Source organism: Streptomyces sp. NPDC059092 (assembly GCF_042756365.1).
In the GTDB taxonomy this organism is placed as follows: Bacteria; Actinomycetota; Actinomycetes; order Streptomycetales; family Streptomycetaceae; genus Streptomyces.
Window position 1 is genome coordinate 53,872 of sequence record NZ_JBHZEJ010000025.1, and the last position, 24,279, is coordinate 78,150.

17 protein-coding genes are annotated in these 24,279 nt (G+C 71.5%); 11 read left to right on the forward strand and 6 right to left on the reverse strand.

What is annotated here, in order from left to right; genetic code table 11:
* The first annotated feature begins 10 nt into the window (after nt 1-10).
* A complete protein-coding gene (locus ACFXPL_RS17155) occupies nt 11-802 on the forward strand; it encodes an MBL fold metallo-hydrolase (RefSeq protein ID WP_384919326.1) in 792 nt (263 codons plus the stop codon).
* 14 nt (nt 803-816) lie between these two features.
* On the opposite strand, the gene ACFXPL_RS17160 is transcribed toward ACFXPL_RS17155, so the two are convergent.
* The gene (locus tag ACFXPL_RS17160) at nt 817-2,661 is read right to left on the reverse strand and encodes an RICIN domain-containing protein (protein WP_384919329.1); all 1,845 of its coding nucleotides are present in this window, start codon (nt 2,659-2,661) and stop codon (nt 817-819) included.
* Between the two features lie 322 nt (nt 2,662-2,983).
* On the reverse strand, nt 2,984-4,081 hold the full coding sequence (locus tag ACFXPL_RS17165; RefSeq protein ID WP_384919332.1) for an adhesin: 1,098 nt from the start codon (nt 4,079-4,081) through the stop codon (nt 2,984-2,986).
* A 226-nt stretch (nt 4,082-4,307) separates the two neighbouring features.
* Here ACFXPL_RS17165 and ACFXPL_RS17170 point away from each other — a divergent pair, with 226 nt between their 5' ends.
* Nucleotides 4,308-5,153 (forward strand): MerR family transcriptional regulator, encoded by an 846-nt coding sequence (locus tag ACFXPL_RS17170; protein ID WP_384919335.1) that lies wholly within the window; start codon nt 4,308-4,310, stop codon nt 5,151-5,153.
* A 127-nt stretch (nt 5,154-5,280) separates the two neighbouring features.
* Here ACFXPL_RS17170 and ACFXPL_RS17175 read toward each other — a convergent pair whose 3' ends face one another.
* On the reverse strand, nt 5,281-6,288 hold the full coding sequence (locus ACFXPL_RS17175) for a hypothetical protein (protein ID WP_384919338.1): 1,008 nt from the start codon (nt 6,286-6,288) through the stop codon (nt 5,281-5,283).
* 53 nt (nt 6,289-6,341) lie between these two features.
* Between ACFXPL_RS17175 and ACFXPL_RS17180 the strand changes: the two genes are divergently transcribed.
* The 5 genes from ACFXPL_RS17180 to ACFXPL_RS17200 all read left to right on the forward strand — a co-directional run bounded on the left by ACFXPL_RS17180 (nt 6,342) and on the right by ACFXPL_RS17200 (nt 13,761).
* Nucleotides 6,342-7,622 (forward strand): CapA family protein, encoded by a 1,281-nt coding sequence (locus ACFXPL_RS17180; protein ID WP_384919341.1) that lies wholly within the window; start codon nt 6,342-6,344, stop codon nt 7,620-7,622.
* Between the two features lie 481 nt (nt 7,623-8,103).
* Complete coding sequence (locus tag ACFXPL_RS17185) at nt 8,104-10,392, forward strand: HAMP domain-containing protein (protein WP_384919344.1); 2,289 nt, start codon at nt 8,104-8,106, stop codon at nt 10,390-10,392.
* A gap of 6 nt (nt 10,393-10,398) precedes the next feature.
* Nucleotides 10,399-12,177: a poly-gamma-glutamate synthase PgsB gene (gene pgsB / locus ACFXPL_RS17190; RefSeq protein ID WP_384919347.1), complete on the forward strand. Its 1,779-nt coding sequence runs from the start codon at nt 10,399-10,401 to the stop codon at nt 12,175-12,177.
* Nucleotides 12,174-12,656: a poly-gamma-glutamate biosynthesis protein PgsC/CapC gene (locus ACFXPL_RS17195; RefSeq protein ID WP_382886346.1), complete on the forward strand. Its 483-nt coding sequence runs from the start codon at nt 12,174-12,176 to the stop codon at nt 12,654-12,656. The genes pgsB and ACFXPL_RS17195 overlap by 4 nt, the downstream gene beginning before the upstream one ends.
* Nucleotides 12,657-12,684: 28 nt before the next feature.
* Complete coding sequence (locus ACFXPL_RS17200; RefSeq protein ID WP_384919349.1) at nt 12,685-13,761, forward strand: C40 family peptidase; 1,077 nt, start codon at nt 12,685-12,687, stop codon at nt 13,759-13,761.
* An 87-nt stretch (nt 13,762-13,848) separates the two neighbouring features.
* On the opposite strand, the gene ACFXPL_RS17205 is transcribed toward ACFXPL_RS17200, so the two are convergent.
* Both ACFXPL_RS17205 and ACFXPL_RS17210 read right to left on the reverse strand, forming a co-directional pair.
* A complete protein-coding gene (locus ACFXPL_RS17205; protein ID WP_384919351.1) occupies nt 13,849-15,702 on the reverse strand; it encodes an MFS transporter in 1,854 nt (617 codons plus the stop codon).
* A gap of 357 nt (nt 15,703-16,059) precedes the next feature.
* Nucleotides 16,060-18,441, reverse strand: a complete 2,382-nt coding sequence (locus ACFXPL_RS17210) for a D-alanyl-D-alanine carboxypeptidase (RefSeq protein WP_384919353.1) — start codon at nt 18,439-18,441, stop codon at nt 16,060-16,062.
* 171 nt (nt 18,442-18,612) lie between these two features.
* On the opposite strand from ACFXPL_RS17210, the gene ACFXPL_RS17215 reads away from it, so the two are divergent.
* The 4 genes from ACFXPL_RS17215 (at nt 18,613) to ACFXPL_RS17230 (ending at nt 23,162) form a co-directional block, all read left to right on the forward strand.
* Entirely contained in the window at nt 18,613-19,356 is a 744-nt protein-coding gene (locus tag ACFXPL_RS17215; RefSeq protein WP_384919356.1) for a GPP34 family phosphoprotein, read from the forward strand.
* A 428-nt stretch (nt 19,357-19,784) separates the two neighbouring features.
* Nucleotides 19,785-20,642 (forward strand): helix-turn-helix domain-containing protein, encoded by an 858-nt coding sequence (locus ACFXPL_RS17220; RefSeq protein WP_384919359.1) that lies wholly within the window; start codon nt 19,785-19,787, stop codon nt 20,640-20,642.
* Nucleotides 20,643-20,903: 261 nt separating this feature from the next.
* On the forward strand, nt 20,904-21,113 hold the full coding sequence (locus ACFXPL_RS17225) for a DUF397 domain-containing protein (RefSeq protein WP_384919362.1): 210 nt from the start codon (nt 20,904-20,906) through the stop codon (nt 21,111-21,113).
* 468 nt (nt 21,114-21,581) lie between these two features.
* Nucleotides 21,582-23,162 carry a sodium:solute symporter family protein gene (locus tag ACFXPL_RS17230; protein ID WP_384919365.1) on the forward strand — a complete coding sequence of 527 codons (1,581 nt, stop codon included), beginning with the start codon at nt 21,582-21,584 and terminating at the stop codon, nt 23,160-23,162.
* Here the strand turns inward: ACFXPL_RS17230 and ACFXPL_RS17235 are convergent.
* The gene (locus tag ACFXPL_RS17235) at nt 23,122-24,237 is read right to left on the reverse strand and encodes an ADP-ribosylglycohydrolase family protein (protein ID WP_384919368.1); all 1,116 of its coding nucleotides are present in this window, start codon (nt 24,235-24,237) and stop codon (nt 23,122-23,124) included. The two genes, ACFXPL_RS17230 and ACFXPL_RS17235, sit on opposite strands and share 41 nt — an antisense overlap.
* Between the last annotated feature and the right edge of the window lie 42 nt (nt 24,238-24,279).

Here is a 24,279-nt window from a genome sequence, read left to right on the forward strand (position 1 = left end):
GGAACCGCCCATGAAGATCCATCACCTCAACTGCGGCACGATGCTCCTGCCGACCGCGCCGCTGGTCTGCCACGTCCTCCTCGTCGAGACGCCGGGCGGGCTGGTCCTCGTCGACTCCGGGATCGGCCTGGCGGACGTCGCGGAACCCCGGCGGCGCTTCGGTCCGGTCCGGCATCTCGTCAGACCCGTCTTCCGGGCCGAGGAGAGCGCCGCCCACCAGGTCGAACGGCTCGGCTTCGCACGGGACGACGTACGGCACATCGTCCTCACGCACGTCGACGCCGACCACATCGGTGGCCTCTCCGACTTCCCGCACGCCCAGATCCACCTCACGGCGGACGAAGCGCTCGGATCCATGGTGTCCCCGTCCCTGCGGGAGAGGATGCGCTTCCGGCCGGCCCAGTGGGCGCACGGCCCGAAGATCGTGGAGCACACCCCGGACGGCGAGAAGTGGCGGGGGTTCGCCGCGGCCAGGGAACTCGACGCCGTCGCCCCCGGAATCGTCCTCGTCTCCCTCCCCGGCCACACCCGCGGGCACGCGTGCGTCGCGGTCGACACCGGCACCCGCTGGCTGCTGCACGCCGGCGACGCCTTCTACCACCACGGCACGCTCGACGGCCGTACGCCCGTCCCCGCCGCCCTGCGGGCCATGGAAACCCTCGTCGCCCGGGACCGGAAGAAGGTCCGGGACAACCACGCCCGGCTGGCCGAGCTGTACCGCGCGGACGATCCCGGCCTCGCGGTCTTCTCGGCCCACGACCCGTTCCTGTACGAGAAGTTGCGCGCCGGGGCCGACGCGTAACGGCCTCCCCGGCGTCAGGGGCGCCCCGCGAGCCGGGCCTCGGTCAGGGGGTCCGGCCGGTTGGGCGGCGGGGCCGACGCGGACGGATCCGTGACGGAGGACGGGCCCGTGACAGGGGGTGTGGAGGCGGCGCTGGAGGCGGCGGGGTCCTGGGGTGGTTCGGTGATGGGGCGGGAACCCGTGGTCGTCGCGACGCGGTCGGCCAGCCAGCGCTGGTCCGGGGAGCCGTCGCGGGGGCGCACCACCACATCGGCGTCGGCGTCCCGGGACGCCGGGGTCACCACGAGGTCGTCCTGCCAGCGGGGGATCAGGGCGCCCTGCACCGTCAGGTCGTACCGTACGTCGGCGGCGCGGGCCGGGCGGGTCGCGCAGCGGCCGAGTACGGCGACTCCGTCGGCGCCGTGGGAGTTCAGGCACAGTGCGGGCCTGGCCGCGCTGCGCAGGAGGCCGTCCTCCTCGTACGACCACTGCTGGGTGCCGGCCGAGGAGCAGGTCGCCATCGTCGCCTCCGCGCCGCGCCGGAGCCGCGCGTCGCGGATGTCCAGGCACAGGCCGACGGCGGCGTTGCGCAGCCGGATGTCCTGGGGGCCGGTGGCCATCCCGGCGGGGTCGGGCGGGGCCTGGCCGTCGCCGCCCGCCGAGCCGGAGTGCGCGGGGTAGGGGGCGGACGCGCTGCTGGAGGCGGCGGAGCCGTAGTCGTCGTGCGCGTGCTTCGCGGGCCACAGGCTGACGGTCAGGACGGTCGCGAGCAGGACCACCGAGCCGGCTCCCAGGCCGGCGAAGAGGACGCGGGAGGGCGCCGGCGCCACGGAGGACACCCGGTTCAGCGCGGTGAGCGCCGGCAGCAGCCGCTGCCGGCCCGGCGCCGAGTGGCGGCCGACGGGGCGCGCGGCGGCACCGGTACGGGAATCGGCGGTGCGGGAGTCGCGGGTGCGGGAGTCGCCGGTACGGGAATCGGCGGTACGGGAGTCGGCGGTACGGGAGTCGGCGGTACGGGAGTCGGCCCGCAGGTCGAGATAGCGGCGGGCGCCCCAGCCCAGTACGGCCTCCGCGAGCAGGACATCCAGCTTGCCGTGGAAATGGGCGAGTTGGTCGGCGGCGTCCCGGCAGTGCGCGCACTCGGCGAGATGGTTCCGTACGTCGGGGAGCAGGGCGCCGCCACGGCGAATGGGGACATCGAGCAGACGGTTGTAATACCGGCATTCCGGCTTCGGGGCGATTTCGATGTGTGCCCGGAGACAGCCTCTGCGGAATTCCTCACGCGCCTGTTCCAGTTCGATGTGCGCCGTATCGGTATCCAGCGCGAGCAATGCCGCCGGTACGGATAGGGGCTCGGCCTCGACCTCGGTGTGCCAGAGCAGGCACTGCGCGGTTCCTGACATCGCCCGAAAAGAGCGAACGGCGAGCTTCCTGCGGTCGGCCCCGTGCGCCACCACCGCCCGCGCCCCGCGCGCCACCGCCGGTCTCCGCAGTTCGGGAAGGAGATCCCTGACAGACTCGGCGGCAGCCCATGACGCCACCATGTCGCGTACCGCGACGAGGAGTTGGGGCCTCAGCGCGGCGCCGGAACGGACCCGGCCGAGGCTGTCGAGCACGCGCTGGAAGGCCGCGGCGGCGACCACCGACGCGCTCTTCGACGGGGAGGCGAGGCAGACCGCCGCGTAGTCGTGGACCGCTTCCCAGTGCCGCGCCATCAGCAGCGCCACGGGGTACGTGTCCCCGGTGCCGGCTCCGGCCCGGAGTGCGGCGAGCAGGCGTTCGTCGGATTCCCCGAGGCCGGGGCCGGGGCCGGGGCCGGGAGCCGGAGGAACGGCGGAACGGGGCGGGTAGGCAGGGCGTGGGGGGTGAGGGGTGTGCACAGAAATACTTCCTTCCAGGGCGCAATGTGACACGCAGAAGTTCCGGCCTCACCAGCAGACCCTCGACTGGTACATACCTTTTCGCTGTCGGCGCCGCGGGACCGCGCGGCAGGCGGCCCGCGATTTCGCGCGATGACGTAAAGGCGGCCATTGGCCGTGCACGAGGAAGTTCACCTTTCCACAAGTGACTCGGCGGAAACAAGACACATGGCAGGCGACTGTTTTGAAGGAAAGTCAATGCGCTTGCGGCGTAAGCGACTTATTTGCTATACCCCCGCAAGGCGCGCCCTCCACCCGGCCGTTGACCGGCCGTCACCGCGATCTACGCGCAGGTGACCCGCATCTGCGCCGCCGCGTGATGCGCCCCGAACCGCTCCTGACTGCCCCAGTCCTGGCCCCGGTCGACCAGCCGTACGGAGAAGAGCTTCCCCTTGACCGGGTAGCTGCCCACCGGGACCAGGCTGCCGCGGTGCGCGGTCTGGCGTACGCCGAAGGCCTTGTAGCCGGAGGCGCCGTCCGCCGGATCGGCGAGGACCTGGTAGACGGTGGGGTCGCCCGCCACGTCCGCGTCGTGGCCGCTGTCCGGTACGTAGACGGCGAGGGCGCACTTCTCGTACGACGCGTCGAGCTTCCAGGACCAGACGGCGGTGGAGCCCCCGTCGACGTTCGGGCTGCCGGACATCGGTACGGCGGAGAACCGGCCGTCACACGCACTCCCCTTGTAACCGCCTGAAGTCACGGTGTACCAGGCGGCCTTGCCGTTCTCGAAGCGGCCGTGCTCGCGGTACGTGCCGGTCGTGCAGCCGGGGCCGGCCCACTCCCCCGCGCCGGGGCCGTGGCCCGGAGCCGAGGCGGAGGGCGCGGCGGAGGGTGAGGCCGGGGGCGCGGACGGTCCTGGCCCGGCAGCCGCGCCGCCCACCTCGCCCCCGCCCGCGTTGCCTCCGGGGTCGGCGCTCGGGGTCGCCGCGCCGCCCAGACCCGGCAGCTCGGGCGACCCGATCCGCGGCGGCTGCCCGGAGCCGGAGGCATCACGCCCGGCGTCGCCCCCCGTACCGGCGACCACGGCGGCCGTCACCCCCAGGCCCCCGAGGGCCACCACGGCCACGGTGACCAGCAGACGCTTACGCGCGGGCGAGGCGGAGGAGGAAGCGGCGGCCGGGCCGCCGGAGTCCGACGCGGCCCCCGGCATCATCGTCCGGGACACCCAGAGGTCCTCGTCCACCGGAGGCGGCTGGTACGCCAGGAACACATCCCGCTCGTCCGCCGCGCCCGGCCCGTCCGCCATGCCCGGCGGGTCCGCCGCGCCCGGCCCGTCCACTCCGCCCGGCCCGTCCACTCCGCCCGGTCCGCCCATCGCGCCCGGTCCGCTCTGTTCGTCCCGGAACTCTTCGGCGACCGCGCCGCATACGGGACACCTCATGCCCGGCAGCGAGACTCCATGGCCGTTCCCGCACCGTTCACACCTCATGCCGCCTCACTATGGGGGATCAAGGTGCGCTCCGGCAGCAGAAGACCACGATTGGTCCACCCGTTCCCCGTGGCCACCGCGACCCCTCCCGCTCCGCCGGGTTGACCTTGCCCCAAGGTCAGGGCACAGCCTCCTGTCGCCGGGCCACGGAGGGCCCGGTGACGGAGGATGGGGCCTCGTGGACGGTGTGGAATTGCTCACGATCGGCGAGATCGCGGCGCGCTCGCGGCTCTCGCCCAAGGCGCTGCGGCTGTACGACCGGCTCGGCCTGCTCGCCCCCGCCAGGGTCGACTCGGCCACCGGCTACCGCTGGTACCGCCCCGACCAGGTGGAACGCGCCCGGCTGGTCGCGCTGCTCCGGCAGCTCGACATGCCGCTGGCGCGGATCGCCGAGGTGATCGCGCTGCCCGGGGAACAGGCGGCGGCCGAGGTGGCCGCGTACTGGACCGGCATCGAGGAGCGCCACGCCGTACGGAGCGCGGTGGCCGCCCATATCCGTGACCGGCTGTCAGGCAGGAGAACGCACATGTACGAGGTCAGGACCGTCGACGCACCGGAGCAGGCCGTACTCACCGAGCGCAGGCATCTGCTCACCGACGAACTGCCCCGCTGGATCCCCGCCGCCCTCGGCCGGCTGACCGGCGTCGCCGGGGAGTGCGGGGGCGTGGCAGGGGCTCCGTTCGTCGTCTACCACTCCGACATGAGCCTGGACACCGACGGGTCGGCCGAGGCCTGTGTCCCCGTCGCGGACCGGGCGGCGGCGCAGGCGTACGTGACCGCTGCCACCGGTGGCGGCCGTACGGCCGACCTGCGCGTCGAGCCCGCGCGGCACCTCGCGTACGTACGGATCACCAAGGCCCAGGTGGCGCACCCGCAGATCCTCTCCGCCTTCCAGGCGGCGGAGGAGTGGATCTCGGCGCGGGGGCTCACCATCAGCGGGCCGTGCCGTGAGATCTACTTCGCCGACTGGGACGCGGCGTCGGCCTCCGACGAGGTCTGCGACATCGCCTTCCCGGTGGAGTGAGTCCGGAGTACGGGACGGGGGGGGACAGGGGACGGGGGGACAGGGGACGGGGGGACAGGGCGCAGGGCGCAGGCACCGGTCGCCGCCATGCCTGCCCCCACGCCCCTGGATCCACCCGCGACTCGGCCTAGGCCCACCGGCGCGCCGTCGCCGCCATCGCCTCGATCGCGGCGCGCATGCGGGACGGGTCCGTCCGGACCGTGCGGCTGGTCTCCACGTGGAGGAACGGGACGTCCCTGTCCGCCGCGAGGACGCCCTGCTTGTTCTTACGGCCCGCCAGCGGGCACTTCGCCGACCAGGCGCGGCAGACCCGGAACCCGTCGTCGGTCAGGGCGCGGGCCAGGGTGACGGCCTCGGGGCGGGCCGTCTCACCCGCGCCCGTGGAGACGACCAGGTCGTGGTCGGGGGCGCTGCTGTCCGCGAATCCGTGCACCTGGATCCCGGGCAGCCGGCGGGCGACCAGTTCCGCGCAGACGGCGTGGAAGACCGTGTCACGGCGGTGCGCCACGTCGGCGGACTTGCCCTCACCGGCCGTACGGTGCGTCCCGGCCATCACCAGCACGCCGCCGGGCGTGGAGCGGAGGATGCCGACGCCGAGCAGGTCGCTGTACGCGTCGGCGACGGGGTGCGGTACCTGGACGGAGAAGTGGACCGGGTCGTCGAGCGCCACGTACACGCGCCCCCAGCCGCGCATGCTCTCGCCCGCCCGGTCCGCGATCTCCGCGTACCGGCGGCCGGGCGCGTCGGACGGGGCGGACACGTCGGTCGCGTCGGTCGCGTCGGGCAGGTCGCTCGCGGCGGAACCGGCCGGAACCGGGGTCCGTACGGTGTCGCGCAGGATCCGTACGCCGAAGTCGACCTCCGCCAGCCGGTGTTCGGCCGCCTCGTGCTTGCCGTCCACGTACAGCGCGACCCCCTCGGCGAGGGTGTCGCGCTGGACGCGGTTCGGCGGCAGGTAGCGGGCGTCCGCCACCTTGGCCGTGGCGAAGTCGGCTATGCGGCGTTCCAGGTCGACCTCGATGGCGTCGTCGGCGGTTCCGGCGGGCGGGGAGGGCGAGTCCGAGGACCCGCTCAGCAGGGGGGTGACGATCACCACAACCACCGCGATCAGGGCTGCGACCAGCAGGCTTGCCATGATTGTTATCTTCACGGTCGGAGATCGTGTCATATGCGGGTCAAAATACCGGTGTGAAGAGATCCCTCCCCCTGTCCCGCGCAGTGCCCCGCACGGCCCTGCGCACCACGCGTACCGCGCTGCGCGCGGTCGCGATCCTCGCCCTCGCCTCCGCCGTCGCGGGATGTTCCGCCTTCGGTTCGGGTGACGACGCGGGAGGGGACGAAGCGGCGAAGGGCGGCGGCCCGTCGTTCACGGTGGCCGCGGCCGGTGACGTACTGATCCACCCGCCCCTGATCGACCAGGCCGCCAAGGACGCGAAAGCGGCGGGCGGCGGCGACAAGGCGCTGGACTTCGGCCCGCTGATGGCGGGCGTGCAGCCGGTGATCAGCAAGGCGGATCTGGCGATCTGTCACATGGAGCCGGTGATCGCGAAGAAGGGCGGCCCGTACGAGGGCTTCCCGAACTTCCAGATCCCGCCGGACATCACCGGCACGCTCAAGGACATCGGGTACGACACCTGCTCGACGGCGTCGAACCACTCGATCGACCACGGCCCCGCGGGCGTGAAGCGCACGCTCGACGCCCTCGACGCGGCCGGTCTGAAGCACACCGGTTCCGCCAGGACCCAGGCCGAGGCGGAGACGCCGCTGATCGTGGACGTCAAGGGGGTGAAGGTCGCGCAGATCTCCTTCGCCTTCGGCTTCGTCAAGCACGAAGTGCCCGCCGACAAGCCCTGGCTGGTCAACAAGACCTCCTTCAAGGCGATCGCCGCCGCCGAGCGCGCGGCCCGCAAGGCGGGCGCGGACGTCGTCATCCTCAGCATCCACTGGGGGCGCGAGCACCAGCCGGAGCCCAGCACCGCGCAGATGAGGCTCGCGAAGCGCATCGCCGAGAAGACCGGCATCAACCTGGTGATCGGCCACCACGCCCATGTCGTACAGCCGATGGAGAAGGTCGGCGGCACCTGGTTCGCCTACGGTCTGGGCAATCAGGTCGCCCGCCACGAGGTGCCCAGCGGTACGTCCGAGGAGGGCGTCATCGGCTGGTTCACCTTCACCGAGCGCGGCGGCGAGTGGGACGTGAAGGCGCAGTACGTGCCGACGTTCGTGGACACCCCGCCCGACCCGGAGGACCACGAGGACCCCGACACCCTGCCGGCGGGCGCGGTCACGGACTACCGGCTGCTGGCCCCGGCGCAGGCGGTCAAGGACGGCAAGGGCGCGGACGGGAAGAAGTACACGCAGGAGCAGCTCGCGCGCTACCGGCTGGCCTTCGAACGTACACAAGGCACGATGCTGAACCGCGGCGCGGAGAAGGACGGGCTGACGCCCCTTCAGGCCCTGCCCGAGTGAGACGGGTCATCGAGGCGGGCGGGCGGCGTCCCGCCGGGTCATCGAGGCGGGCGGGGCGCGTCCCGCCGGGGTGAACCGGGCGGGCGGGCCGCGTTCCGTCCGGGTGGCGCGGCGGGCCGCGTCCGTGCGGGGCTCGGGCCGGGCCCCGCGCGGGCGCGAACCGGGCCCGTTACCCACACGCGCAACGCCTGTAACACAGATCACACAGATATTCGTTCGAACTAGACACAACCATTCGTCAGTGTGACCGGTCCTCATATCGCGACGGGGGCTCGTACCGCGACGGGGGAAGGGCTGTCACGCCCCCCGTCCGTCCCCCACCGCTCACCTGGCCGGTCGTGCGCCCGCGCGCGACCGCGCCCCGCTCTGCCCTGTCCTGCCCGCATGTTCCGCACGTCCCCGCACGCACTGTTCTGAGAGAGGTACCCGCATGGCCGTTTCGTCGGCGAAGCGGCGGCACAAGGTCCGCAAACGGGCTGACATGTCGCTACTGGGCGGCATTCGTCCACCCATCGCGGCCCTCTCGGCCCTGCTCCTCGCGCTGGCCGCGCTCACCGCGCTCGGCCTCGGCAACCCCCAGCGGGAGCCGCTGCCCGAGGCCGTACTCACCTCTCAGCAGCACTTCGCGGAGGACGGCGCCATCGCGCTGCGCGCCTCGCTGGACGAGTCCATCACGGACCTCAACCGGACGGCCGCCCTCTTCAACGCGGGCGACCCGGTCTCCGCCGACACCGTCCTCGACAAGCTCGGCAGCGTCTACCAGAAGTGGCGCGGCTCGGCGGTCGTCGAGATCAAGTCCGGCAAGCTGCTGGCCGCGCGCGGCGAGAACGTACCGCTCCTCGCGATCGACCGGGACAAGCTCGCCGACGCCGACGGCCTCGCGCCCCGCATGGTCCGGCTCAAGAACGGCGAGACCCGGCTGCTCACCTTCGCCCTGCTCTCCTGGGAGGGCCGGCCGCAGCAGCTCCTGGTCACCTCGAACAGCCTGAAGTTCCCCGGCGTCAGCATCGGCAAGTTCCGGGTGATCGCCGTGGTCGACTCGGGCGGCCAGATCCTCAGCAGCGACGGCATCCCGGCGCCCGAGAAGATCCCCTCCGACACGGTCGAGGAGGAGGTCAAGCAGACGAAGAAGCAGCTCCGCTCCTTCGCGAAGCGCAGCGCCGAGAAGGCCGAGCAGAACCCCATCAAGTCCAAGGAGCCCGGCTCCGGCGGCTTCCTCGGCAACAGCGGGACGATGACGGGACCGCGGATCAGCGGTGAGCGGCCGATCGCCGGTTACGCCTCGCTGGCCGCGCCCGAGGCCGGCGAGTCCACCGACGCGACCAGCCTCGGCCTCTCCGTCGTCTCCCTCGTGACCGTCCCCGAGAACACCAGCCGCGTGAACAGCCCGCTCTTCGGCCTGCTCTCGGCCGCCGCGCTGCTCCTCATCGGCGCACTCGCCGTGACCCTGCTGCTCGGTACGGTCCAGCGCCCCCTGATCCGGCTGTTCCTGGAGAGCCGCCGCCTCTCCCGCGGCGACCTGACCCGGCCCGTGACCGTGCCCCGCTTCGGCGAGACGCGCCGGCTCGGGCAGGCGCTGGACCGGCTGCGCCGCCAGCTCCTCGGCGAGACGCCCGAGGCCACCGCGGACGACGCGCCCGCGTCCGGCGGCGGCCGTTCCGGCGCTCCGGGCGGCAAGGCGCCGCGCCGTCGCCGCGGCCGCCGCATCGGCACCCGCGCCCTCCTCGCCGCCGGTGGCATCCTGCTGCTCGTCTGGTCCGCCCCGATGATGCTGCTGCTCAACCGCGCCGGTGACTCCGTCGTCGTACCGCAGCAGATCGTCAACGACCAGCGCGAGCGCACCGACACCCTCGCCGACCGGGTGCGCCGCGCCCTCAACGAGGGCCACGCCGACATCGTCTCCGTCGCCACCCTCCTCGGCGACAAGACCGAGCCCGACGCCATGACCACCGTCCTTGAGCGGACCATGCGCGAGCACCCGCGCTACGAGTCGATGTACGTCCTGTCCCCCGACGGCGAGATCCTGGCCAAGTCCGGCGAGACGCCCAAGCACCCCGCCGGACAGAAGCCCGGTGCGGAGCCCGTCGCCCTCCTCGACACGGACGACAAGGAGCCGCGCATCGCCGGATACGCCGAGCTGCCCGGCCGGGACGGGGCCTCCGTCGTCGGCGAGTTCCGTGTCGACTTCCTCAACTCGCTGCTGAAGCGGCCCGGCCTCGGCCAGGTGCGGATCGTCGACGCCCAGCGGCGCGTCCTCGGCTCGAACACCGGCTACCTGGCCTTCGAGAAGCTGCCGTCCAAGCGGCTCGACTCGTTCGTCGAGGGCACCAACCAGCAGGTCGGCCTGAGCGCCAAGCCCAGCAGCGTCCTCTACCGCAGCGGCGGGGGCATCCAGATCGCCGCCGCCGCGCCCTTCGCGGGCGGCGGCGCGGCGAAGTCGCTCGGCTGGACGGTCGTGAGCTGGCAGCCCGCCTCCGCTCTCGCCATCCCCGAGTACAGCGCGCAGAACCGTACGGTCCTCGCCGGGCTGCTCGGCGTCACCGCCGCCGCCGCCTGCCTGGGCTGGCTGCACATCATCGTCGTCCGTCCGCTGCGTGACCTGGCCAAGCAGGCCGAGACGCTGGCCGACGGCGACCGCCGCACCGTCCTCTACCCGCGCCACCACGACGAGGTCGGCGCCATCGCCCGCTCCCTGGAACTGCTGCGCCAGCAGCTCCTGGAGCAACGCAAGCGCGATGGCGCGCCGTCCGCCCTCGCCGGAAGGAACTGACCGACCGTGCTCTTCCTCTACTTCGTGCTGCTCGTGTGCAGTGCGATCCTGCTGATCGCGGGACTCGTCGAACAGCGACGGCACTTCACCAACCTGAACCGCATACCCGCCCGGGTGCTGGTCAACGGCATCCGCGGCAAGTCCTCCATCACCCGCCTGTGCGCGGGCGCGCTGCGCGGCGGCGACCTGGTCACGGTCGCCAAGACCACCGGCACCGCGGCGCGCTTCATCCACCCGGACGCCACCGAGGAACCGGTCTACCGCAAGTTCGGCATCGCCAACGTGGTGGAGCAGATCGGGATCGTGCGGCGGGCCGCCGCGTACAACCCCGACGCGCTGGTCATCGAGTGCATGGCCGTGATGCCCGCGCTCCAGGAGATCAACCAGTCGAAGCTGATCCGCTCCACGATCGGTGTGCTGTGCAACGTCCGTGAGGACCACCTCGCCGAGATGGGCCCGACCCTGGACGACGTGGCGCGCTCGCTGTCGCGCTCCATGCCGGAGGACGGCATCTGCGTCACGGCCGAGAAGGACCGTTTCGCCATCCTCCAGGAGGAGGCGGACGCCCGTAACTGCCAGCTCATCTACGCGGACCCCGAGACCGTCTCCGACGAGGAGCTGCGCGGCTTCAGCTGGTTCACGTTCAAGGAGAACGTGGCCATCGCGCTGAAGGTCGCCGAGCTGATGGGCGTCGAGCGCGAGACCGCGCTCCAGGGCATGTACGACGCGCCGCCGGACCCGGGTGTCCTCTCCGTCGAGCGGTACCTCACGCCCGACGACAAGCGGCTGCGGTTCGCGAACGTCTTCGCGGCGAACGACCCCGAGTCGACGCTGATGAACATCAACCAGCTCCTCGACCTGGGCGCGATCTCCCGCCCCCTCAACGTGGTCATCAACTGCCGTCCCGACCGCGTCGAGCGCAACGGCCAGATGGGCGAGATCATCCCCGAGCTCCAGCCGGAGAAGGTCTTCGTCATCGGCCATCCGGCGAAGAGCGCCATCGACGCGATCCCGGCCGAGTGGCGGTCGCACGCGGTCGACCTCGGCGGCGACAAGCGCGATCCCGAGGAGTTCATGCGGGAGCTGCTGGACATGCTGGGCCCGGAGTCCTCGCTCGTCGCGATCGGCAACATCCACGGCCAGGGCGAACTGCTGCTGGAGCACCTGGCGGAGCTGCCGGCGGACGAGACCCCGGACCCGGAGGAGGGTGACGGAGGGACCGGCGGGACCGGAGACGTACGCACGCCGCCCGCCGCCGCGTCCCCCGCCTCCACCGCCGTCGCCCCGTCCGCGCCCTCCGTCGCCTCCGTCGCGTCCGTCGCGTCCGTCGCTCAGGAGCAGGGGTACGAGGGCCGCCCGGCCGCCGACGACACCGTCGCCGTCCCGGTCGTACCCGCGCAGGGCAACGCCCCCGCGCCGGCCCCGCTCCTCGCGCTCCCGCCCGCCCCCGCCGACGCGCGGCGGACCGAGCAGCACACCGCGCAGCCCCGGCACGACGAGACCCTGGCGCTGCCCCGCTACGCCCCGCGCATCGACCCGTACCGCCCCTACCCGGAGGCGTACGAGCAGCGCTACCAGCAGCGGCCCGAGCGCGGCGCGTTCGAACCGGTCCAGATGCCGGGCCCGCCCGGCGCGCAGGACCACCAGGACCAGAACGGCCCGCCCGACCACCCCACCTCCTCAGGCGAGCACCAGGAGCACCCGGAGTACCAGGGGTACCCCGAGCACTCCGCACACCCCTCGCCCCACCAGACCCCGCGGCAGAACCCAGGAGAACCCCGTTGATCCCCGCAGTCCTCACCCCCGAGATCGCCGCGATCGGCATCGGCCTGGGCCTGATGTTCTCCCTGATCTGCTACCTCACGACCAACCTCTCCCCGGGCGGCATGATCACCCCCGGCTGGCTGGCGCTGACCCTCGTCGAGGACCTTCAGCGCGCCGCCATGGTCGTCGGCGTGACCGTGCTGACGTACGTCAGCACGCTGCTCGTCCAGCGCTTCGTGATCCTCTACGGGAAGCGCCTGTTCTCCGCGGTCGTCATGATCGGCGTGCTCCTCCAGGGGACCGTGATGATCGTGCTGTCGCTGGAGTTCCCCCTCATGTACGCCAACCAGACACTCGGCTTCATCGTCCCGGGTCTGATCGCGTACCAGCTCGTACGCCAGCCCAAGGGCGCGACCATCCTCGCCACCGGCACGGTCACGCTCACGGCCTACGTCGTCCTCACCGCCGGCATTCTGCTCGGCGCCCTGCCGTCAGCCTGACCCGCCCACCCACGGGAGCCGATTCGTCATGAGTGCCAAGTCCAAGAAGCGGGGCCGTCCGGTCCTGCACGCCACGACGGTCCTCGCGCTGCTGGTCGGCAGCGCCTATCTGACCGTAGAGCTCCGCAAGGACGAGCAGGCCAAGGCGCCCGCCGTCCAGGCGATCACCGACGCCCCCGGCAAACTGCAGAACGGGTCCAAGGCCGCGACCGGCGAGCAGTCCTGGGAGCGGCTGAAGAACCCGGCGCGCTCGGTGCTGCGCGGTGAGGACGGCGAGATCCTCGCCACCTTCACCGACGGCGCGCGCACCGCGACCCTCACCGGCCCCAGCCGCACCTTCGACGAGCCGACCAACACCAAGTCCCGGGTGGTCACGGAGGACTGGGTGCGGCTGATGCCCGAGGCGTGGACGGAGGGCGCCGAGAAGGAGAAGTGGTTCAAGGACTGGTTCAAGGAGTTCTTCGGCAGCGAGGAGGACGACATCTTCGCGTACGCCTTCCAGTACATCGAGGGCGCGCCGCTCAAGAAGGACGACGAGGGTGTCCCGTACGCGGGCGACGCCAACTTCGGTCCGGTCGACGAAAGCTCCCCCGGTAACCGTCTGGAGCAGTCCGACTTCTACGACTACCTCGGCATCCCGTACTCCTTCCGCGACGGCACCACCAAGGAGCCGCAGAAGGCGCGTTACCGCGCGATCGACTGCTCGGGCTACATCCGGACGATCTTCGGCTACCGGGCCCGCTACCCGCTGATGGTGGCCGACGGGGTCGGCGACGGTCTGCCGCGCACCGCCAACGGCATGACGCGCTCGGACGTCGGCGTGGACATCTACAAGCTGGGCGGCCCCTCGCCCTGGTACACGCGACCGGAGTCCACCAGCAAGCTCCAGCCGGGCGACCTGGTGTTCTTCAAGATGGACCGGCGGACCAAGGACCGGATGGACCACGTCGGCCTGTACCTGGGCAACGACACCGACGGCCACCAGATCTTCATCTCCAGCCGCAAAGAGGTCAACGGCCCGACGATGGGCGACCAGGGCGGCACCTCGCGCCTGGACGGCAACGGCTTCTACGCGGCGCTGCTGCGGGCGGCCAAGCGCCTCTGACGCACGTCCGCGAGCGGCCGGTACGGCTGCGCGGACACGTCGACGGGGCCGCACCCTCTTCAGGGGTGCGGCCCCGTTCTCATGGGCTCAGCGCAGTTCCTCCGGGCAGCCCGTCCCGCGCGGCAGCTTGTACGGCGCCGCCAGCCGGTAGACCCCGGCGCGCGGCGCGAGCAGTTCCGTCCACTCGTCGCCGTCCACGTTCGGCTCGGCCTTGAGCAGGCAGCCGTTGGGGTTGGTGTAGGACTTCGGGACGCCCTCGTCCTCGGCGTTCCTGGACGCGGCCGTCTCCTGCGGCGGCAGCACCCGCTTGCCGTCCTCGTCGACCAGCGCGAGCCACGGCGAGTACGGGATCCGGATCAGCACCCGTCCGGCCGACTTCACCTGGATCGTCACCTCTTCCGCCGCCGCCCGGTCGACGGTCGCGGGCGGGTCGGCCAGCGGTGTCGGGTCCTGGACGGCGAAGAGCTGCCAGTTGTCGTCGCCCCACAGGCGTTCGAGGTACGGCAGGCCCTTCTGGACCAGCTCCGCCTCCAGGGCGGCGCCGTCGTCGAACCGGCCCTCGGGCAGCACCACGTAGTGCACGGCCCAGCGGTCGAGCCAGTCCCGGTAGGTCGTCGCCGTCAGGGTGTCGTCGTAGAAGAGCGGGTTGCGCTCCATGTCGGCCTGCCGGTTCCAGCCGCGCGCGAGGTTGACGTACGGGGTGAGCGCGGACGACTCGCGGTGGCTGCTGGCGGGCACGACCTCGACCCGGCCCGTCTCCGCGCCCCTGCGCTGCAACTGGTTGACCAGCGGCGCCAGCTCGCGCGCCCAGGAGGCGGTGGGGGCCGTCCGCACGATGTCGTCGACGCCCTTGAAGCCGATCCAGAAGTTCAGCCCGGCGAAGGCGACGACCAGCGCGTACCAGCGGCGGGTGCGCGGCGCGGTGTACGGCAGGGCGGCGAGCAGCACCACCCCGCCGACGATCATCGCGAACCGGGAGACGTTGGAGCCGATCTGCGAGTCGATCACGTACGTGAGCAGCACACCGGCGCCGTAGACGGCCGTGGCGACCCGGACCGTACGCCACTCGCCCGGGACCAGGACGAAGGTGAGGACGGAGAAGACGAAGGGCAGCGACGCCGTACCGACCGACATCGGCTGCGTGCCGGAGAACGGGAACAGCCAGGCCGAGAGGGCCACGACCACGGCCGGGGCGAGGCCGAGCGCGTACGCGCCGGGGCGCCGCTTGTTGAGGAAGAGCGCGGCGGCCACGACCCCGAGGAACAGCCCGGCCACCGGACTGGCGGCGGTGGCGAGCGCGGCGAGCGGTGCGGCGGCGACGCCCTTGAGCCACCGCTTGCGGCGCCAGCGGTGGGGCCAGCAGAAGACGGCGGCGACGGCGCCGAGCGCGAACATGATGCCGAGGCCGAAGGTGACGCGCCCGGACAGCGCGTTGCACAGGAACGCGAACACCCCGGCGAGCGCGCACGCGACGGGGTTACGGACGGCCGGGACGCGGACGAGGATCAGCGCGGTCAGGGCCGCGGAGACCGTCCCGGCGACCATCATGGTCGAACGGACGCCGAGGACCGACATCAGGTAGGGCGAGACGACGCTGTACGAGACGGGGTGCATCCCGCCGTACCAGGCGAGGTTGTAGGCGGAGTCGGGGTGACGGCCGACGAACTCGGCCCAGGCGTCCTGGGCGGCGATGTCTCCGCCGCTGTTCGCGAAGAAGAAGAACCAGAGGACGTGGACGGTCGCGGCGACGAGGGTGGTGAACAGGACGGGGTGGCGCCGCACGCGCTCCCGGAGGGCCGGGAACCGTCCGTTTCCGGGCCCCTCCCCCGGTGCCGGTGACGGCTCGGCGGTGCGTCCCGCGGAAGGATCTATTCGCGCCCTGGCGGCGGGCACCCCGGTGGCGTCGCCGCTGTCGGCGCGCGTGGGCTCAGCGGTCGTCACTACGGCTCTCCACGTCTTCCCGTCCCACCGTCTCCGTGTCGCACCGACTCCGCGACTCCGCGTCACCGTGTTCGCCGCGTCGCGCCGTCTCCGCGTCACCACCCGAAGCGCGGCGTGCCGACCCCCGGCATCCCGCAGGACGCCCGCGTCTTCCAGGACGCCGAACCCGCGGCGCCCAGTTGCCCGGACGGACCGACTGCGCGGATGACGGGGCGGTGCCCAGCGGATGTCCGTTTCGCGACGCTAGCACGTATGGCTCGCACGGGGGCTTCTGACCCGAACGAGAGACCGTACGAGCGGTGGCCCCGGAGCGTCGCGCGCTCCGGGGCCACCGGCGTTCACTCGGTTACGGCGGGGTCAGCCGACGCGGGTCACCTTCGCGCCGAAGCCGGGCTCGGCCTTGTCGCTCTGGAGGGCGACCGGGGCGCTCACCTGGCCGGGACCGGATCCGACGGTCAGGTGGCCGACCACCGTGCCCGCCGTGGCCGTCTCCGGGATCGTCCTGCCGTCATCCGTCAGCGCGACGGAGATCTTCAGGCTCGGCCAGCCGGCCGCCTTCAGGTCCGCCGTGGCGACGACGGGCGTCGAGCCGCCGAGTCCGTCGTCGACGTAGCCGACGGTCTGCCCCTTCTTCACCACGGTCTTCGACACCAGCAGTTCGCGGGTCGGGATCAGCACCTTCTTGCTCGCCGCGTTGACCGCGTCGATGATCGAGGGGCCCTGCTGGCTGAGGACGGCGCCGACGACGTACTGCTTCGTGCCGTCGACGTCCTTGGTGGCGGCGAAGAGCAGGTTGCCGCCGGCCTTGGTGGTGGTACCGGTCTTTATCCCGATGGCGCCGTTGTAGGGCACCAGGGTGTTCCAGTTGGGCCACGTCTTGCCGGACGGGTCGGTCCACGAGGGCAGTTGGGTGATCACCATCAGGCCCGGCATCTTCACCAGCTCCAGCCCCAGCTTCACCTGGTCGGCCGCGGTGGAGACGGTCGTCGCGTCCAGACCCGACGGGTCGGTGTACGTCGTGTCCTTCATCCCGAGTTCCTTGGCCGCGTCGTTCATCTTCTTGACGAACGCGTCCTGCGAACCGGCGTCCCAGCGCGCGAGCAGCCGCGCCACGTTGTTCGCCGACGGGATCATGAGCGCGCTGAGCGCGTCCTTCTGGGAGAGCTTGTCGCCCTCCTTGATCGTGTTCAGCGTCGACTCGTTGCCGGACTCGTCGTAGCCGCCCTCCTTCTCCGCCAGGGCGTCGACCGGGATCTTCGCACCGTCCTGGCCCACCTTCATCGGGTGGTCCCGCATGATGATGTAGGCCGTCATCGACTTGGTCACGGAGGCGATCGGCACCGGCTTCTGCTCGCCGAACGAGTCCACGACCCCGAGCCCCGCCACCGACATGACGCCCTGCCCGTGGTCGGGCCACGGCAGCGCCGGCTTGTCGCCCTCGAAGGCGTACGTGGACTCCGCGGTGAGCGAGAGCGTCGGGGCGGGGATCGGCCGTACCGCCTGGACGATCGCGAAGACGACCACCGCGAGCAGTACCAGCGGCGTCCAGATCTTGACCCGGCGGACCGCGGTACGGACCGGGGTCTCGGGCGGGGCCGGCTTGTTGGTCAGCTCGGCGAGCAGGTCGAGCGGCGGCATCGGCGGCATCGGCTGCTGCCGGGTCCGCTCGGCCTCGGGGATCCCGGACGGCGCGGACGACGGCGCGGGGGCCGGGGCGGCCGACGGCGCGGGGGCCCGGGTGGCCGACGGCGCGGGGGCGGCCTTGGACGCGGCGGGCTCGGCGGGCGGGGCGGGACGGTCGTCGCGGCGCAGCGGGACGAACGTACTCGTCCGCTCGGCCTGGGTCTCGCCCTTCTTCGCGTCCCCGTCGTCCTCGGCGGCGCCGGTCGACTTCGGCAGCTTGAGCGCGGTGGTGGGCTGGTCGGTGGCGGGCTTCGGGAGGGTCCTGAAGACGGCGGTGGCCTGGTCGACCGGCTTGGACTCCGCCTCGGGCTTCCCGGACTCCGCCTCAGTGCCCTTGGAGTCCTTGGAGTCCTTCGAACCCTTGGCTTCCGTGCGGCCCTGGGGCTTCTCCGGCCGCTCCTTCGGTGCCTCGGGCTCCTCGGAACCCTCGGCCCCTTGGGGGCTCTTGGGCTCCTGGGGCGCCCCGGCGGCCTTCGGCTCCTCGGAGCCCTTGGCGTTCGCGGACTCCTTCGCGTCCTCGGCGGGGGGCGTGTTCCGGCCCGGGGAGCCGGTCGAGCCGGTCCCGGCCGCGGACTTGGCCGCGGACTTCTCGGGTCCCTCGGCCTTCTCCGCCTTCTCGGGCTCCGGTTCGGCCGTGGTCTCCGGCCTCGCCCAGGACGGTGCCTCGCCGTCGCTCTTCAGCGTCATCGTCCGGTCGTCGGTCTTCGGGCGCTCCGTCTTCGGGCGCCCTGAATCCGGCTGCTCGGAATCCGGCTGCTCCGGCACCGCCGTTATGCGGTCGCCGTCCGCCTCCCCGGACCCCTCGGCCTCCGCCGGGCCGTCCTCGGACTCCGCCTCGGAATCCTTGGTGCGATTTGCGGTCGCAACCTTTACCGACCCCCGGGAGCCGGAGTCCGACCCGTCGTCCCCGGCGGCTCCGTCCGCCCCGGACGAGGCCGATTCACGGAAGACCGCGAGTCTCGGGTCGCGTTCGTCAGGAGACGCCTCCCCCGACGACTTCCGCTGATCCGACTTGTCGGGGGACTCGCCCGCCACCGTGTCTCCTTCATGTCTCATCCGACGTACCGCACTGTCCGAAGCATCTATCAGTGTCCCGCTCTGGGACCTCGGCCCGGGTGCTAGACGAGAACGACATACATAACGGTTCCCGCACAAAGTACCCAGGCACCCTCGACAGACCATTGTGAGAGGGGTCACCCTGTCACTCATCCACGCGGGGAGGCATGGATGGGCAGGAGCCGCAGAACAATTCCGGAGGAGCTTCTGCTGCTCGCTCTGGACCCGACCACGGGTACCACAGCGCAGCCGCAGTCGCTCGACCTCGGCCTGGCCGGAGCACAGCTAGTGGAGCTGGCCCTGGCAGGACGGATAGCCCCTGACGGGGATCGTATAGCCGTGGTGATGCCACGGCCGACCGGAGATCCGACTCTGGACTCCGCACTGGAGCTGTTGCGCAGACGCGGCAGCCCGGTTCGGGCCGTCCATTGGATCGGCGGGCCCCGACTGGGGCTGCGCCAGACCTATCTCTCGCATCTGGAGCGGTGCGGCATGGTGCATGCCGTGGCGGGCCAGATGTGCGGGGTGCTGCCGACGACTCGCTACCAGGCGACGGAGACGGCGATCAGCCGGGAGATCAAGTCCCGGCTGGACAGTGCGATCCGCACCGGCGTTCCGCCGGACCCGCGGACCGCGGCGCTCGCCGCGCTGGCCCACGCGGTCGGACTCGGCAAGCACCTGTACCCCGGGAACGAGGGGCGCTCGTCGCGCTCCCGGCTCCGGGACCTGATCAGACACGACCCGATGGGCGGTCTCGTGGCGCACGCCGTGATGGACGTCCAGAACGGGGTGGGCGCACAGCCGCGCCGTAACCCGGCCCAGGGCGCCCCCAGCGCTCCGGCCGGTGCCCGGCCGGTCGGTGGCGTGCCCATGCAGCCGCAACGCGGTGGCATGGCGCGCGTGCCGGCGCACTGAACACGGGGCCGGGCGCCGAAGCAGGCGCCGAAGCCCGCACAAGCGATCCGCCGCACCGACGTCCCCAGACCCGGTTCGGGAGCCGCACAGGACGCGCGGGGCAGCCGGAACACCACCGGCCGCCCCGCGCGTCGCGTTTCGGCCGTCCCGTGCCCCGTCGGCCCGCCGGAGAGCCCGGACCCTTGGCCAAGGGTCCGGAAACCCGTTACGGGGCCCTCCAGGGCCCTCCCGGGGCCCCCGGGGCTTCCAGGGGCCGCCGCCCCGGACCCCCACCGGCGCCAGGGCGCGCACGGGGGCGTGCGACGAGGCGCGCAGAACGGCGCAATCACCTCTGTAGCCATTTCCCAGCGCAGTCGGGACCTTTGGTGGCAGTCTGCTGAGCAGTAGATACGTACAGCTACAGCCACACAGCCGGAGGTGCAGTTTCCGTGCCGTCCAACGTCAATCCCACCGTCAGGCGACGCCGATTGGGCCAGGAGTTGCGCCGGCTTCGCGAACTCAAAGGCATGACGGCGGAGGAAGTCGCGGAACGCCTGCTGGTCTCCCAGTCGAAGATCAGCCGACTGGAGAACGGCCGCCGTTCGATCAGCCAGCGCGATGTGCGGGACCTCTGCGGGGTCTACGAGGTCGAGGACAGCCGGATCGTCGACTCGCTTATGCAAATGGCCAAGGACTCCCGCCAGCAGGGCTGGTGGCATGCCTTCGGTGACATTCCGTACAGCGTCTACATCGGACTGGAGACGGACGCGGCGTCACTGCGCGTGTTCGAGCCACAGGTGGTTCCCGGACTGCTCCAGACGCGTGCGTACGCCGAGGCGCTGATCAACGGCGCGCTGCCGGAGTCGTCCGTACCGGATGTGGAGAAGCGCGTCGGGGTGCGGCTGCGGCGGCAGGACCGGATCAACGCGCCCGAGGAGCCGCTCCGGCTCTGGGCCGTGGTGGACGAGGCGGCGCTGCGCCGGGTCGTCGGCAGCCGTCAGCTCATGCGCGAGCAGCTCGAACACCTCCTGGAGCAGTCGCAGTTGCCGCACGTGACCGTTCAGGTACTGCCGTTCGACATGGGCGCGCATCCCGGAATCACCGGTCACTACGCGATTCTCGAATTTCCCGACACGTCGGACTCCAGCGTTGTCTACATCGAGGGCGTGACGAGCGACCTTTATCTGGAGAAGGCCAATGATGTTCAGAAGTACAGCGTGATGTACGAACACCTGCGCGCGCAGGCACTGAATGCCGATCAGACACGTCAGTACATCGCGGAAATCGCCAAGGACTACGCCCGCTGAAAATCCGGACCGGAACCCGAACCGGAACCAGAACCGGAGTTCGCGGCGCCCGTCACGTTGGTCCGGATTGTCGAACTGATCCGCTTTTATGCACCGGAAGAGGCCACCATACACCTCAACCAACCCTCTCCGTAAGGCTATTCGGGCATAGACCATCCGGACGAGTGAACGCACGCCCCGCTCATCAGGGGAGGCGAGTAGCGTCGATCATGCCAACAGAAGTTGGTGCTCTTTCACCTCACTTGCTGAACCGGAGCGAACATGGCAATTCTTCAGGGCGCTACGGACACGTGGACGAAGTCCTCGTACTCCGGCGGAAACGGCGCATGCGTAGAGGTCAAGTCCCCCGCTGTCCAGGCCATTGCCGTGCGGGACTCGAAGGCTCCCGAGGGGCCGTCGATCTCCTTCGTCCCCAGTTCATGGAATGCCTTCGTCCAGGAAATGGGCAGGGGCGCCGCCGACCTCACCTGAGGCCGCTTCACCCTTGACCACCGGCACGACGTTTCACCGCACCACAGACAGAGCCCTCTCGACCGGTCCGCCGTCCTGGCCGAGGGGGCTCGGCCATGCCCGGTCGCGCGGGACCCGCATCCCGCGCGGCCGTTCTTCCGTTCCGTACGACCGTTTCCGGCCCGTACGACCGCCTCTGTTCCGTACGACCGGAGCCCGGACGGTGCGCCGGAGCCCGCTGACGAAGTGCTCGCTCATCGTGTGTGCGCGATCACGGTCACGACAACGGCACGGAAGGTCAAGAACAGGCAAAACCGTTCTACTTCCTGATCTGTGTTCATGTCCTTGACCGGCGGCACCCTTGACCCGCCGCCCCGCCAGGCGGTTCAATCCCCAAGTCCCCGCTCCCGCACGGGGTTACCGCCGACCGGAACGCGCCCTCTGACGAAGCGCTCCGACGTTCATCAGGCGGACCCCTGGAGGGGTGACATGAACAGCCTCGACTGGATCGTGCTCATCGCGTATTTCGGAGTCATGATCGCGATCGGGCTCTGGTCGCACAAGCGCGTGGACAATGTCAGCGACTTCTTCACCGCGGGCGGCAAGATGCCCTGGTGGCTGTCGGGCATCTCGCACCACATGTCCGGGTACAGCGCCGTGATGTTCACCGGGTACGCGGGCATCGCCTATCTCTACGGCGTCACCTCGTTCGTGACCTGGTCCTTGCCCATCGCCATCGGCATCGGGATCGGCGCCCAGATCTTCGCGCCCCGGCTGAACCGGCTGCGCTCGCGGCTGCGGGTCGCCTCACCGCTCGAATATCTCAAGAACCGGTACGACCTGAGAACGCAGCAGGCGCTCGCCTGGTCCGGGCTGCTGCTGAAGATCGTGGACGTGGGCGCCAAATGGGCGGCCATCGCCACCCTGCTCTCCGTCTTCACGGGGATCTCCCTCAACCAGGGCATCCTCATCACCGGTGTCATCACCGGCATCTACTGCACCGTCGGCGGGCTGTGGGCCGACGCGCTCACCGAACTGGGCCAGTTCGTCATCCAGCTCTTCGCCGGCGTCGCGATGCTCGTCGCCGTCATGGGCAAGCTCGGCGGCTTCAGCGCGCTGTGGACGGTCTGGGACAAGCTCCCCGACGGCCACGCCGAACCGACGGCCGGGCCGTACACCGTGACGTTCCTGCTGGCGTTCCTCTTCATCAAGACCTTCGAGTACAACGGCGGCATGTGGAACCAGGCGCAGCGCTACATGGCCACCGGCAGCGCCCGTGAGGCGACGCGCTCGGCACGCCTCTCCGCCGCCCTGTGGCTGGTGTGGCCGCTGGTCCTCTTCTTCCCCATGTGGTGCGCGCCGCTGCTGGTGGAGGCGCAGAAGCCGGACGCCTCCGACTCGTACGCCCTGATGACCGAACAGCTCCTGCCGCACGGGCTGCTGGGCCTGGTCATCGTCGGCTTCTTCTCGCACACCATGGCGATGTGCTCGTCGGACGCCAACGCCATCGCGGCGGTCTTCACCCGGGACATCGCGCCGGTGCTCTCCCGCGCGGCGCGCGGCTGGTCGGACCGGGCGGGGCTGCTGGCGGCGCGGCTGTCGACGATCTCGTTCCTCGCCCTGTCGATGGCGATCGCCACCCAGGTCAACTCGCCGACGTTCAAGGACATCATCACCGTCGTCATCAAGTGGGTGGCCGGGCTGATGGGGCCGATCGCGATCCCGTTCATGCTGGGGCTGCTCAAGCCGTTCCGCAGGTCGGGACCGACGGCGGCGCTGGTGAGCTGGGCGATGGGGCTGCTGGCGTTCTGGCTGGTCAACTACCCGATCAACTGGGCCGTGGACGGCGGCGTACCGCTCCAGTACCAGGTCTCCGTACCGCTCGCCGTCTCGCTGGTGCTGTACGTGACGATCGGCTTCCTGAAGCCGGAGGACACCCCGGAGCGCGACGCGCTGCTGGGGCGGATCGACGGCGACGGCCACGAGCCGACCGACGGTGCGGGCGACGCGAACGGGAAGGGCGGCGGGATCAGCCGCGCGGGTAGCGGGTCAGCCACCCCGACCCCGTGACCGCGGGGCTGTGCAGCGCCGGCCCCTGGGTCAGCTCCATCGCGAAGTCGTCCGCGATCTCCAGCAGGGTGGGCCGGCCCTCCAGCTCCGCCAGCCACGCGGGCGGCAGGGCCGTCTCGCCGTGCAGGGCGCCCAGCAGCGACCCGCAGAGCGTGCCGGTGGCGGCGGACGGACCGTCGTGGTTGACGGCGAGGCGCAGCCCGTGGCGTACGTCCTCGGCGACGAGGGCGCAGTAAACGGCGACGGCGAGCGCCGACTCGGCGGTGCGCCCGTCGCCGAGCGCGGCGATCTGTCCGGGGCCCGGCACGCCCTGCCGTACGAGTTCGAGCGCCTGCCGCAGGGCCGCGGTGACGGGCTCGTGGCCGGTGCGCGGCGCGATCAGCACGCAGGCGCGTTCGACGCCCGCCTCCAGCGTCCCGCCGCGCGCCACCTCGTGCACGATCACGGCGAAGGCGCCCGCCGAGATGAACGCCGCCGGGCAGCCGTGCGTCTGGACGGCGCACTCCATCGCGAGCTGGCAGACGAGCTGTGGCTCCCACCCGACGAGCAGCCCGAACGGCGCCGACCGTACGAGGGCGCCCGCGTCCCGCGCGATGGGGTTCTTGGGCCGGTCGAGGGTGCCCATGATCTGGTCGCCCAAGCCGGTGAGACAGGAGATGGTCGGGTCGCGGCGTACGTACAGCCACTCCTCCTGGGCGAGCCACCCGTTGTCCTTGCGCCGCAGGTCGGGCCCCCAGTCGCGCTGGGTCGCCGCCCACCGCAGATGGGAACGGTGCACGTCGGTGGGCGGATGCCAGGCGCCGGTGTCCCGGCGCACCTGGGCGCGGATCAGCCCGTCGACGGTGAACAGGGTGAGCTGGGTGGACGCGGTGACGGCGCCGCGCCGGCCGTACGCGGGTACGGGTTCGACGACGCCGGCGCCGCCGTGAGCGGCCCTGATCTCGTCGAGGGTGAGCGTGGAGACCCCGGCGCCGAGCGCGTCCCCGAGGGCGCCGCCGAGCAGGGCGCCCCGTACCCGGCTGCGGAAGTCCTGTTGCTCGGCACGGCCCCAGATGGCTCCGGACGGTGTGCTCACACGTCCCCCTCCCCGGCTGGCCCCCGATCACGCCTGCGCGCG

Excerpts from the sequence above, each read along its gene's own strand:
- ACFXPL_RS17185 (WP_384919344.1), top strand. The coding sequence starts at position 8,104 with ATGTCGCTACTGGGCGGCATTCGTCCACCCATCGCGGCCCTCTCGGCC.
- ACFXPL_RS17210 (WP_384919353.1), bottom strand. The coding sequence starts at position 18,441 with ATGAGACATGAAGGAGACACGGTGGCGGGCGAGTCCCCCGACAAGTCG.
- ACFXPL_RS17175 (WP_384919338.1), bottom strand. The coding sequence starts at position 6,288 with ATGGCAAGCCTGCTGGTCGCAGCCCTGATCGCGGTGGTTGTGGTGATC.
- ACFXPL_RS17225 (WP_384919362.1), top strand. The coding sequence starts at position 20,904 with ATGGCAATTCTTCAGGGCGCTACGGACACGTGGACGAAGTCCTCGTAC.
- ACFXPL_RS17200 (WP_384919349.1), top strand. The coding sequence starts at position 12,685 with ATGAGTGCCAAGTCCAAGAAGCGGGGCCGTCCGGTCCTGCACGCCACG.
- ACFXPL_RS17165 (WP_384919332.1), bottom strand. The coding sequence starts at position 4,081 with ATGAGGTGTCCCGTATGCGGCGCGGTCGCCGAAGAGTTCCGGGACGAA.
- ACFXPL_RS17155 (WP_384919326.1), top strand. The coding sequence starts at position 11 with ATGAAGATCCATCACCTCAACTGCGGCACGATGCTCCTGCCGACCGCG.
- ACFXPL_RS17215 (WP_384919356.1), top strand. The coding sequence starts at position 18,613 with ATGGGCAGGAGCCGCAGAACAATTCCGGAGGAGCTTCTGCTGCTCGCT.
- ACFXPL_RS17230 (WP_384919365.1), top strand. The coding sequence starts at position 21,582 with ATGAACAGCCTCGACTGGATCGTGCTCATCGCGTATTTCGGAGTCATG.